Annotated in this window: 7 protein-coding genes; all 7 read left to right on the top strand. The window is 64.5% G+C overall.

What is annotated here, in order from left to right; translation table 11 throughout:
- Nucleotides 1-33 precede the first annotated feature (33 nt).
- The 7 genes from lysS to E3T31_RS01220 all read left to right on the top strand — a co-directional run bounded on the left by lysS (nucleotide 34) and on the right by E3T31_RS01220 (nucleotide 11,965).
- Nucleotides 34-1,560, top strand: a complete 1,527-nt coding sequence (lysS, locus tag E3T31_RS01245) for a lysine--tRNA ligase (RefSeq protein ID WP_134467122.1) — start codon at nucleotides 34-36, stop codon at nucleotides 1,558-1,560.
- Between the two features lie 13 nt (nucleotides 1,561-1,573).
- Nucleotides 1,574-1,720: a hypothetical protein gene (locus tag E3T31_RS17585; protein WP_166788352.1), complete on the top strand. Its 147-nt coding sequence runs from the start codon at nucleotides 1,574-1,576 to the stop codon at nucleotides 1,718-1,720.
- Nucleotides 1,721-1,754: 34 nt separating this feature from the next.
- On the top strand, nucleotides 1,755-1,934 hold the full coding sequence (locus tag E3T31_RS01240; RefSeq protein WP_092451794.1) for a hypothetical protein: 180 nt from the start codon (nucleotides 1,755-1,757) through the stop codon (nucleotides 1,932-1,934).
- Between the two features lie 6 nt (nucleotides 1,935-1,940).
- Nucleotides 1,941-3,404, top strand: coding sequence for a cardiolipin synthase (gene cls, locus E3T31_RS01235; protein WP_134467121.1), 1,464 nt, complete (start codon nucleotides 1,941-1,943; stop codon nucleotides 3,402-3,404).
- A 193-nt stretch (nucleotides 3,405-3,597) separates the two neighbouring features.
- Entirely contained in the window at nucleotides 3,598-6,123 is a 2,526-nt protein-coding gene (locus tag E3T31_RS01230; RefSeq protein WP_134467120.1) for an ATP-dependent Clp protease ATP-binding subunit, read from the top strand.
- A 344-nt stretch (nucleotides 6,124-6,467) separates the two neighbouring features.
- Nucleotides 6,468-7,016: an amino-acid N-acetyltransferase gene (locus E3T31_RS01225; protein WP_166788351.1), complete on the top strand. Its 549-nt coding sequence runs from the start codon at nucleotides 6,468-6,470 to the stop codon at nucleotides 7,014-7,016.
- Nucleotides 7,017-7,228: 212 nt separating this feature from the next.
- Entirely contained in the window at nucleotides 7,229-11,965 is a 4,737-nt protein-coding gene (locus tag E3T31_RS01220) for an ExeM/NucH family extracellular endonuclease (RefSeq protein WP_134467119.1), read from the top strand.
- Nucleotides 11,966-11,980: the final 15 nt, after the last annotated feature.

Raw genomic sequence — 11,980 nt, 5'->3', positions numbered from 1 at the left:
ATTTCTGAACTGACAGCACCAACGGAGAACCGTATGAGCCTGAACACCCCGCCCATCTCGACCGACGACGAGGGCTTCTCCGACGCGGAAATGAACGAGCAGAAGGCCGTGCGCCTCGGCAAACGCGACCGCCTGAACGCGGCGGCCGCCAGCCCGGCCGGCGGCGCGTACCCGGTGTCGGTTCCGGTGACCCACACCATTCCGGCCGTGCGCGCCGAATTCGGCACGCTCGAAGCGGATGCCGTCACCGGCGTCATCGTCGGCCTGGCCGGCCGCATCGTGCACCTGCGCAATACCGGCAAGTTGTGCTTCGCCAGCCTGCAGTCGGGCGACGGCACCCGCATTCAGGCCATGGTTTCGCTCGCCGCCGTCGGGGACGAGTCGCTCGCCGCCTGGAAAGACCTGGTCGACCTCGGTGACCACCTGTTCGTTACCGGTGAGGTCATCTCTAGCCGCCGCGGCGAGCTGTCGATCATGGTCACCGATTGGCAGGTCGCCGCGAAGGCGCTGCTGCCGCTGCCGAACCTGCACTCTGAGCTCAGCGAAGAAACGCGGGTGCGCAGCCGCTACCTCGACCTGATCAGCCGCGAGCAGGCCCGCACCAACGTGCTATCCCGTTCGAAGGCCGTCGCGAGCCTGCGCAAGACGTTCACCGACCTCGAGTTCATCGAGATCGAGACCCCGATGCTGCAGGTCATGCACGGTGGGGCATCCGCTCGCCCATTTCAGACCCACAGCAACGCCTTCGACACCGAACTGTTTCTGCGCATCGCGCCGGAGCTGTTTTTGAAGCGGGCCGTGGTCGGCGGCATCGACCGGGTCTACGAGATCAACCGCAACTTTCGCAATGAGGGCGCCGACTCCACCCACTCGCCCGAGTTCGCGATGCTCGAGGCCTATGAGGCGTACGGCGATTACAACTCCATCGCCGACCTCACCCAGAAGCTGATTCAGGATGCCGCGTTCGCGATTGCCGGATCATACGTGGTCACCTGGGCCGACGGTACCCTGTTCGACCTCGGCGGCGACTGGGACCGCATCGGCATGTACGACAGCCTGTCCACGGCGGCCGGTATCACGATCACGCCCGAGACGCCGCTCGCCGACCTCGTCGCGATCGCCGATCGCGAAGGCATCGAGATCGACCACCCGATTCACGGCAAGTACGTCGAAGAGCTCTGGGAGCACTTCGTTAAGGGCGACCTGGTGCGCCCGACCTTCGTGATGGACTTTCCCATCGACACGAGCCCGCTCGTGCGCGGCCACCGCTCGGTGGCCGGCGTGGTCGAGAAGTGGGACCTGTACGTGCGCGGCTTCGAACTGGCCACCGGCTATTCCGAGCTCGTCGACCCGGTGGTGCAGCGGGAACGCTTCATCGAGCAGGCCAGCCTGGCCGCCGGGGGAGACCCGGAGGCCATGCGCCTCGACGAAGAATTCCTCCGCGCTCTCGAATACGGCATGCCGCCAACCGGTGGCATGGGCATGGGTATCGACCGCATGCTGATGGCTCTGACCGGCCTAGGTATTCGCGAGACAATCCTCTTCCCGCTGGTCAAGTAGTTAGTAGGTACTAATGAGCTATCTCCCCAAAGACGAATTAGAGCCCGACAAGGGCGGGCGCAAACCGCCGTCGATGAACCGCATCGCGATCTGGGTGATCGTCGGTGGCGTCGGCGTGTATTTTCTCGGCAGCGGAATCTACGGCATCCTGACCAAGTAGGGGCTTCGCCAGCCTTTACGCGTAGTCTGGGGGTGTGATTGAGAACTTCTGGGGTAACGCGCTCTTTTCGGTCGTGCCCACCATTGCGCTTGGCCTCATCTTCTGGATGCTGATGCGCTCAATCCTGCGCGCCGACCGCACCGAACGTAAGGTGTACGCCCAAATCGAAGCCGAAGAACGCGCCCGGCTCGGTCTCGACAAACCGACCACCTAAGTACCAATGTTCGGCATCGACGGCCTGACCATCACCGTTCTGCTGGCCCTGATCGTCGACTTTTCCGTTCGCGTCGTGGCCATCATTGTGGTCCCTCGCAACCGCCGCCCGATGTCGGGCATGGCCTGGTTGCTGACCATTTTCTTCATCCCGTACCTCGGCGTGCTGCTCTTTCTGCTGATCGGCTACCGCACCCTGCCGAAGAAGCGCCGATTGATGCAGGATGAGATCAACCAGTTCATCCAGGGCAGCACCGCGGGCATGGAGCTCGTGCGCCGCGACCACCCGTGGCCCAGCTGGCTAGAATCGGTCGTTGAACTCAACCGCAACCTCGGGGCGATGCCGCTCGTCGGCGACAACACCGCGAGCCTGATCAACGACTATCAGCTGTCGTTCGACACGATGATTGCCGACATCGACCTGGCCAAGAAATACGTGCACGTCGAGTTCTACATTCTCTCGCTCGACCACACCACCGCGCCGTTCTTCGACGCCCTCGAGCGAGCGCACCGGCGCGGGGTCAGCGTGCGCGTGCTGATGGACCACATCCAGTCAATGCGCAAGCCGGGTTTTCGCCAGACCAAGAAACGGCTGACGGATGCCGGTGTCGACTGGGAACTCATGCTTCCGGTGCAGCCGTTCAAGGGTAAATGGCAGCGACCCGACCTGCGCAACCACCGCAAGCTGCTCATCGTCGACGGCCTGGTCGGCTTCATGGGGTCGCAGAACATCATCGACCGCACCTACAACATGCGCAAGAACATTCGTCGGGGTCTGAAGTGGAAAGACTTCATGACCCGGCTGGAAGGCCCGATCGTGTCGGGGCTGGGCGCCATCTTCATCACCGACTGGTACAGCGAAACCAATGAGCTGCTCACTCGTGACATTGAGCCGGTGCACCCGCGGCCGGTGACCGATGCCCTCGACTGCCAGGTCGTGCCGAGCGGCCCGGGGTTCAAGGGTGAGAACAACCTGCGCCTGTTTCTCGCGTTGCTGTACTACGCGCAGGACCGCATCATCATCACGAGCCCGTACTTCGTGCCGGACGAATCGATCATGTACGCTATCACGACCGCCGTGCAGCGAGGGCTTCACGTTGAGCTGTTCGTCTCGGAAATCGGCGACCAGGCCGTGGTCTATCACGCCCAGCGCTCGTACTATGAGGAACTGCTGACCGCCGGCGTGCACATCTACATGTACAACGCGCCGTACATTCTGCACGCCAAGCACTTCACGATCGACGATGAGGTCGCCGTCGTCGGCTCGAGCAATATGGACCAGCGTTCCTTCAGCCTCAACATGGAGGTGTCGCTCATGGTGCGCGGCCGGTCGTTCGTGCGCAACCTGCGCGCCATGGAAGACGAGAACCGGCTAAACAGCCGCGAACTCACCCTCGAGGAGTGGCGCAAGCAGCCGCTGCGCTCGACTATCCTCGACAACCTCGCCCGGCTGACCTCTGCGGTGCAGTAGCACCGAAAGAACGGATGCTGCGCGCAGGCCCGTCGCGGAGCATCCGTCACGCTGTACATATAAAAACAAGGCGTGACTGATGCTGCTCCGCAGCATTAGTCACGCCTGCGGCGAACAAACACGCGCGAGGCGCGCAGGCTGGTTATTCTCGATGTAACGGCACCAACTGCCCTGGCGCCAAGGGAGCGATCATATGTTTGAGAGATTTACCGACCGAGCTCGTCGCGTCGTAGTTTTGGCCCAGGAAGAGGCCAAGATGCTCAATCACAACTACATCGGCACCGAGCACATTCTGCTCGGGCTGATTCACGAGGGTGAAGGCGTCGCCGCGAAGGCTCTAGAGAGCCTCGGCATCTCGCTGGATGCCGTGCGCGAGCAGGTACAAGACATCATTGGCCAGGGGCAGCAGCAGCCCACCGGCCACATTCCCTTCACGCCGCGGGCGAAGAAGGTTCTCGAGCTGAGCCTGCGCGAAGCGCTGCAGCTCGGCCACAACTACATCGGCACGGAGCACATCCTGCTCGGCCTCATTCGCGAGGGCGAGGGCGTTGCCGCCCAGGTTCTCGTCAAGCTCGGCGCCGACCTCAACCGCGTGCGCCAGCAGGTCATCCAGCTCCTCTCCGGTTACCAGGGCAAGGAGCAGGTCGCGGTCGGCGCCAACGAGCAGGCGGCCAACACGGCCGGCAGCCAGGTGCTCGACCAGTTCGGCCGCAACCTCACCCAGATGGCCCGCGACAACAAACTCGACCCGGTCATCGGGCGCGAGAAAGAAATCGAGCGGGTCATGCAGATCCTCTCGCGTCGCACCAAGAACAACCCCGTGCTGATCGGTGAGCCCGGCGTCGGCAAGACCGCCGTCGTCGAGGGGCTCGCCCAGGCGATCGTCAAGGGCGATGTGCCCGAGACGCTCAAGGACAAGCAGCTCTACTCGCTCGACCTCGGCTCGCTCATCGCCGGCAGCCGCTACCGCGGTGACTTCGAAGAGCGCCTGAAAAAGGTCACCAAGGAGATCCGCACCCGCGGCGACATTATCGTCTTCATCGACGAGATCCACACCCTGGTTGGTGCGGGCGCCGCCGAGGGTGCCATCGACGCCGCGTCGATCCTCAAGCCGTTGCTCGCCCGCGGTGAGCTGCAGACCATCGGTGCGACCACCCTCGACGAGTACCGCAAGCACTTCGAGAAGGATGCCGCGCTCGAGCGCCGCTTCCAGCCAATCCAGGTGAACGAACCGTCGCTGCCGCACACCATCAACATCCTCAAGGGACTGCGCGACCGCTACGAAGCGCACCACAAGGTGTCCATCACCGACGGTGCCCTCGTAGCCGCGGCGAACCTCGCCGACCGCTACGTCTCCGACCGGTTCCTGCCCGACAAGGCCATCGACCTGATCGACGAGGCCGGCGCTCGCTTGCGCCTGTCGATCCTGTCGAGCCCGCCGGAGCTGCGCGAATTCGACGAGAAGATCGCCGTGGTTCGTGCCGCCAAGGAACTCGCCATTGAGGAGCAGGACTTCGAGAAGGCCGCCGGCCTGCGCGACGAGGAGAAGAACCTCCTCGGCGAGCGTCTGCGCCTCGAGAAGAAGTGGAAGTCCGGCGACGTCAAGACCACCGCGGTGGTCGACGAAGGCCTGATCGCCGAGGTTCTGGCCCAGGCCACCGGCATTCCGGTGTTCAAGCTCACCGAGGAAGAGTCCTCGCGGCTCGTCTTCATGGAAAAGGCACTGCACCAGCGCGTCATCGGTCAGGAAGAGGCCATCTCGGCGCTCGCCAAGACCATCCGTCGTACCCGTGCCGGCCTGAAGGACCCGAAGCGTCCCTCCGGATCCTTCGTCTTCGCCGGTCCCACCGGTGTCGGCAAGACCGAGCTCGCCAAGGCGCTCGCCGAGTTCTTGTTCGACGACGAGGCCGCCATGATCTCGCTCGACATGAGTGAGTACGGCGAGAAGCACACCGTGTCGCGCCTGTTCGGTGCGCCTCCCGGATTCGTCGGCTTCGAAGAGGGCGGCCAGCTCACCGAGAAGGTGCGGCGCAAGCCGTTCTCCGTGGTGCTGTTCGACGAGATCGAGAAGGCTCACCCCGACATCTTCAACTCCCTGCTCCAGATTCTGGAAGAGGGCCGGTTGACGGATGGTCAGGGTCGCGTCGTCGACTTCAAGAACACCGTCATCATCATGACTACCAACCTCGGCACCAAGGACATCTCGGGTGGACCGGTCGGCTTCCAGCTGGAAGGCGACACCACCACCGGGTACGAGCGCATGGCCGGCAAGGTCAAGGACGAGCTGAAGAAGCACTTCAAGCCCGAGTTCCTCAACCGCGTGGACGAGATCATCGTGTTCCCGCAGCTGACCAAGCCCGAGCTACTGCAGATCGTCGACCTGTTCATCAAGCGTCTCGGCGTGCGTCTGCTCGACCGCGACATGACCGTCGAGGTCACCCTTGCGGCCAAGGAACACCTGATCGAGGTCGGATTCGACCCGACGCTCGGTGCTCGTCCGCTGCGCCGCGCCATCCAGCGCGAGGTGGAGGACCGCCTGTCGGAGAAGATCCTTCAGGGCGAGCTCAACGCCGGAGACCACGTGCACGTGGACTTCGTCGAGGGCAAGCTCGTCTTCACCACGACGACCCGGGCAGATTCGGTCGGCGTCGGAGTGAACACCGCAGCCGCCGTCGGCACCGGTCCGGCCACCCCCGACCTGGCGATCACGAGCGACTAGGTTTCACCCCGCGCTAGTTCAGCGGCAGAAGGCCCGGCAGATTCGTCTGCCGGGCCTTCTGCGTGCCCCCAGCACCGGCTGGCGTGCATAACTCCTGCAATTTCTGTGGCCTCCAGCCAACTCCCGCGTCTTTCCGGGGGTGGCCGGCCGGGGCCGCCACAATTTGCAGGAGTTATGCGCGGGGAGGGGGTGGCTGGGCGGGGCATCCGTTCTGGTGGGGGCGAAAAGTGGGGGCGAATTCAGAAAGGACGGGGGTGGCGGGCGGCGGCGGCGGCGGAATCCCGCGGCACGATCCCTAGACTGGTGGTTTGATCCTGATTTAGCCACGAGAGGGGCCGATAGGCGTGACCGTATTGCAGCAGACCGCACCGGAACAACCCGAACTGGAGTATTCGGTGCGCCGCGCCCGCACGAGTGACGTTCCCGGCATCGAAGCGCTGGTCGAACCGCTCGTGCAGCAGCGCATCCTGCTCGGTAAGGACCGGGTCGTGTTCTACGAGGCGGTGCAGGAATTTCGGGTGGCCGTTGACTCCTCAGGGAAGCTGATCGGCTGCGGCGCCCTGCACGTCATGTGGGAAGACCTCGGCGAGGTGCGCACCCTCGCCGTCGACGCGCACTGGCTCGGCCACGGCGTCGGCTACACCATGATGCAACGCCTCGAAGCGGATGCCCGCGACCTCGGCTTGAGCCGACTGTTCTGTCTGACGTTCGAGGTGGGCTTCTTCACCCGAAACGGCTTCAGCGACATGGGTACCGAAACCGTCGATCCGGCCATCTACGCCGAGCTCGTGCGGTCTCCCGATGAGGGCGTCGCGGAGTTTCTCGACCTGGCACGGGTGAAGCCGAACACGCTCGGCAACACCCGCATGGTGAAGCGCCTGACTCGTTCCTGAAGCGGCGGAATTCTGCGTGACCGGCTCGATCGCGGCTATCTGTGCTGCGTGGCGCCGATTTCAGCTGCGCATACGAGCAGAATGAGCGGAGTTCACCCCCCGGACACGGCCCGTCACTAGGCTGCGAACTATTGCACCGGCCGGAACTACTCCACGGGGAGCAAGACCCTGGGTGCAATGAGACGACCATCGTTCAATGAATGAGGAGATCCATGTCATCCGCCGTTCGCAGCCGTTCGAGGCTGGTTTTCGCCACACTTCTGGGGGTAAGCCTCGCGGCCGCTCCGATCATTGCCATACCGGCCAGCGCCAACACCGCCGGCACCGGAGTCGTCATCAACGAGGCCTACCTGAACGGGGGCAGCTCGGGTGCGACCTACCTGAACAAGTTCGTCGAGCTGTACAACCCGACCAACGCCGACGTCTCGCTCGACGGCACGTCGATTCAGTATCGCGCGTCGGGCTCGACGTCGAATCCGACCTCGGTCCTCGCTTTGACCGGCGCCATCGCCGCCGGAGGCTACTACCTCGTACAGGGCGGCTCGAACGCGACAAATGGCGCGTCGCTCCCAGAAGCGGATGCCGCCTCCGGCATCTCCTTTGCCGCCGGCTCCGGCACGATCTTCTTCGCCAACCAGTCCGAGGCGCTGTCTGCGCCCGCCATCGGCTCGCTCACCGGGCAGCCCGAGATTCTCGACCTGATCGGTTACGGCAGCTCGAACACCTACGAGGGAACGGCCGCAGCCGCGGCATCCGTCACCACTTCGGTGAACCGAACGAACTTCATTGACACCGATGTCAATGCCACCGACTTCAGCTCGGCCGCGCCAACGCCGACAAACACGGCCGGCGAGACCGGCAGCCCGGTCGACCCAGAACCCGACCCTGGCCCAACCCCGGTGCCCGCCGAGCTCACCGCGATCAACGCGATCCAGGGCAGGGCCGCAGTGAGCCCGCTGGCCGGAACGGTCGTCAAGACGTCCGGTGTCGTCACAGCCGCCTACCCGACCGGCGGCTTCAACGGCTTCTACCTGCAGACCGCAGGGACCGGCGGCGATATCGACTTCGCCAGCCACACCGCATCGCACGGCGTCTTCGCGTACTCCAACTCGGCCACCGCCGACGTGAAGATCGGCGACCACGTGCAGGTCGTCGGAACCGTCGTGGAGTTCTTCGGCCTGACCGAAATCACCTTCAGCACCGTTGACGATGTCACCCAGCTTGCGGGCACCGACGTAGCCCTGCCGACACCGGTCACGGTGTCCCTGCCGACCAGCGAGGCGCAGCGGGAAACCCTCGAGGGCATGCTCATCGCGCCCCAGGGTGATTACACCGTCACCAACAACTACACGACTAACCAGTACGCCGAGATCGGCCTCGCCGCCGGAACGACGCCGCTGGTGAACCCGACCGTGACGGCACTGCCCGGCTCGGCCGAGTACACGGCGGCCATCGCGGCCAACGCCGCACGCGCTGTGACCCTCGATGACGGTGCGAGCACGAACTACCTCTCCAACACCAACCAGGGAACCCCGGTTCCTTACCTCACCGTCGCTGACCCGCTGCGCATCGGTGCGGCCGTGACCTTCACCAAGCCCGTGATCTTCGACTACCGCAACTCCGCGTGGAAATTCCAGCCCACCACGGCGCTCACCGCGGCAAACGCCGCCACGGTCCAGCCGGCCACGTTCGCCAATACCCGCACGGAGGCTCCCGAAGACGTGGGAGGGGACATCCGTCTGGCAAGCTTCAACGTCTTGAACTACTTCTCCACCGTCGGTGATTCCCTCGTTGGCTGCTCGTACTACAACGACCGGGCCGGGAACCCGGTAACCGTGCGCAGCGGATGCGACGCCCGCGGCGCCGCAAACATTGTCAACTTCGAACGCCAGCAGGCGAAGATCGTCGCGGCCATCAACGCCCTCGACGCCGACGTTGTCTCGCTCGAGGAGATCGAGAACTCGGCAGCCTTCGGCAAGGACCGCGACGACGCCCTCGCCAACCTGGTGAACGCGCTGAACGCAGCGGTCGGCAGCACGGCCTGGGCCTTCGCGGCCTCGCCCACCGAGCTCCCCGCCAACGAAGACGTCATCCGCACCGCTTTCATCTACAAGGTCGGTACCGTCGAAACCGTGGGTGGGTCCAAAATTCTCACCGGTTCCGCCGCGTTCAGCAATGCCCGCCAGCCGCTCGCCCAGGCGTTCCAGCTGGTCGGTGACACAAACAGCTCGTTCCTCGCCATCGTCAACCACTTCAAGTCGAAGGGCTCCGGAACCGGGGTCGACGCCGACATGAAAGACGGCCAGGGTGCCTCGAACGCTTCCCGGGTGAACCAGGCCACGGCCCTCGTGGCCTTCGCCAATGATCTCACGGCCAGCACCGGTATCGACCGGGTGTTCCTCACGGGCGATTTCAACGCCTACGACCTGGAAGACCCGATCAGGGTGATCACCGACGCCGGGTACATTAACCAGGGCGCCAAGACCGGCGAATACAGCTATGCCTTCGGTGGCACGGTCGGCTCGCTCGACCACGTGTTCGCTTCGCCAGGAGCGGATGCCACGGTCAACGACGTCGACATTTGGAACATTAACTCCGTTGAATCGGTGGCCCTCGAGTACAGCCGGTACAACAACAACGTGACCGACTTCTACGTTGCCGACGCGTACCGCTCCTCCGATCATGACCCGGTCGTGCTCGGACTCAACCTCGCCACGCCCACCTCGGTGGAGCTCAACCTGCTGAACATCAATGACTTCCACGGACGCATCGACGCCAACACCGTCAAGTTCGCGGGAACCATCGAGCAACTGCGGGCCGAGTACGGCGACGCGAATTCGTTGTTCCTCTCGGACGGAGACAATATCGGTGCCTCGCTGTTCGCATCGGCATCGCAGAACGATCAGCCGACGATCGACGTGCTGAACGCCCTCGATCTGGCCGCCTCTGGCGTGGGAAACCACGAGTTCGATCAGGGCTTCGCTGACCTCGGGGCACGAGTGGCCGATGCTGCCAACTTCGACTACCTCGGAGCCAACGTCTACAACGCGGGCACGGAAACGCCCGCGATGCAGGAATACGCCCTCATTGATGTTGCCGGCGTGATGGTTGGCGTTATCGGCGCGGTGACGGAAGAGACCCCCTCCCTCGTCTCGCCGAACGGTATCGCGAGCCTCAGCTTCGGGGACCCTGTTGCCGCAGTCAACCGCGTTGCCGCGCAGCTCACCGACGGCGACCCCGCCAACGGCGAAGCGGATGTCCTGATCGCCGAGTATCACGAGGGTGCCGGCGCCGGAATTCCGGATGGCGCCACGCTCGAGCAGGAACTCGCCGCCGGCGGGGCCTTCGCGAGCATCGTGAATGACACCTTGGCCGAGGTCGACGCGATCTTCACCGGTCACACGCACAAGCAGTACGCCTGGGACGCCCCGGTTCCCGGCGCGGCCGATGGCGCCACGCGCCCGGTGCTGCAGACGGGCAGCTACGGCGAGAACATCGGCCAGGTTGTGCTCAGCTATGACGTGGCCTCCGGCGACACGACCACGGTGAAGAACCGCAACGTGGCCCGCTCGACCGTTGCCGATGCCGACCTCGTGGCCGCGTACCCGCGCGTCGCCGAGGTTCAGGCCATCACCAACGCCGCGTTGGCCGCGGCCGCGATCCAGGGCAACGTGCCCGTGGGTTCGGTCACCGCCGACATCACCCGGGCGTGCCTCGGTGGAGTCGCGCCGTGCGCCGAAAACCGGATGGCGCCATCCACTCTGGGGACGCTCGTGGCCAACTCGCTGCGCGCGTCGCTGGCCGACCCCACCATTGGCGGTGCCGAGATCGGCGTCGTCAACCCCGGTGGAATGCGTGCCGACCTCTCGCTGTCTCCTGGCGGCGTGGTGACCTACGCCGAGGCGAACGCGGTGCTGCCGTTCCTGAACAACCTCTGGACGACGAGCCTGACCGGCGCACAGTTCAAGACCGTTCTCGAGCAGCAGTGGCAGACCAACGCCGATGGCACGATTCCGAGCCGGCCGTTCCTGCAACTCGGCTTGAGCGACAACGTGAACTACACCTTCGACGCGTCACGAGATGCCGGAAGCCGCATCACGGGCATCTGGATCGACGGTGCCCAGATCGACCCGGCGCAGTCCTACCGCATCGGTTCGTTCAACTTCCTGCTCACCGGTGGCGACAACTTCCGAGAGTTCACGAAGGGAACGGATACCCGCGACTCGGGTCTCGTCGACCGCGACGCCTGGATCTCTTACATTCAGGCCAACAGCCCGCTGTCCCCGTCGTTCAAGGCCAGCCAGGCTTCGATCACCGGCGCCCCCACGGCCGCGGTCAGCTCGGGTGACACGATCACCTTCACGGTCGGCAGCCTCAACCTCACCTCGCTCGGCGCCCCGAAAAACACCCAGCTCACGCTGAGCTGGTCGGGCACCGACGTCGGTACGGCATCCGTTGATTCGACGGGCGCAGCCATCGTCACCGTCACGGTGCCGGTCGATGCCGTCGCGAGCAGTGTCCTCGAGATGACCGCGGTTGAATCGGGCACGATCGTACGCCTCGCCGTTGCGGTAACCGTGAGCACCGAACCGGGAGATGCGCCGACCGCAGCCCCAGCGAAGGACCTCACCAAAAAGCTGCGGAACGCGATCGACACCGACCGGAACTCCTATCGGGCCGGTGACACGGTCGCTGTCGAGGTTGGTGCCTCGCACGCCGGCGAGTACGTGTCGGTGTGGGCCTACGACAAGAAGAAGGCCGCCAACCTCGGCGGCTGGTTGCTCGTCAGCGCAGAGGGCACGGTGAGCGTCACACTCGCTGACGGCCTCAAGCACGGCAAGTACAGCGTGTCCGCGCAGAACGCTGACGGTGACGTAATCGGCTGGACCAACGTCACGGTCGACCACGCCAAGAAGGCACCGAAGCCGCCGAAACCAGGGCACCGCTAAGCCATGGTTTGTGCT

It is taken from the genome of Cryobacterium sp. TMS1-13-1, assembly GCF_004403125.1.
Classification (GTDB): Bacteria; Actinomycetota; Actinomycetes; order Actinomycetales; family Microbacteriaceae; genus Cryobacterium; species Cryobacterium levicorallinum.
The sequence above is the reverse complement of the archived record's forward strand: the minus strand, read 5'-3'. Positions and strand labels throughout refer to the sequence as shown.

Bases quoted from the DNA above. Each gene is read 5' to 3' on its own strand.
- lysS (WP_134467122.1), top strand. From the start codon at position 34: ATGAGCCTGAACACCCCGCCCATCTCGACCGACGACGAGGGCTTCTCC.
- E3T31_RS17585 (WP_166788352.1), top strand. From the start codon at position 1,574: ATGAGCTATCTCCCCAAAGACGAATTAGAGCCCGACAAGGGCGGGCGC.
- cls (WP_134467121.1), top strand. From the start codon at position 1,941: ATGTTCGGCATCGACGGCCTGACCATCACCGTTCTGCTGGCCCTGATC.
- E3T31_RS01230 (WP_134467120.1), top strand. From the start codon at position 3,598: ATGTTTGAGAGATTTACCGACCGAGCTCGTCGCGTCGTAGTTTTGGCC.
- E3T31_RS01220 (WP_134467119.1), top strand. From the start codon at position 7,229: ATGTCATCCGCCGTTCGCAGCCGTTCGAGGCTGGTTTTCGCCACACTT.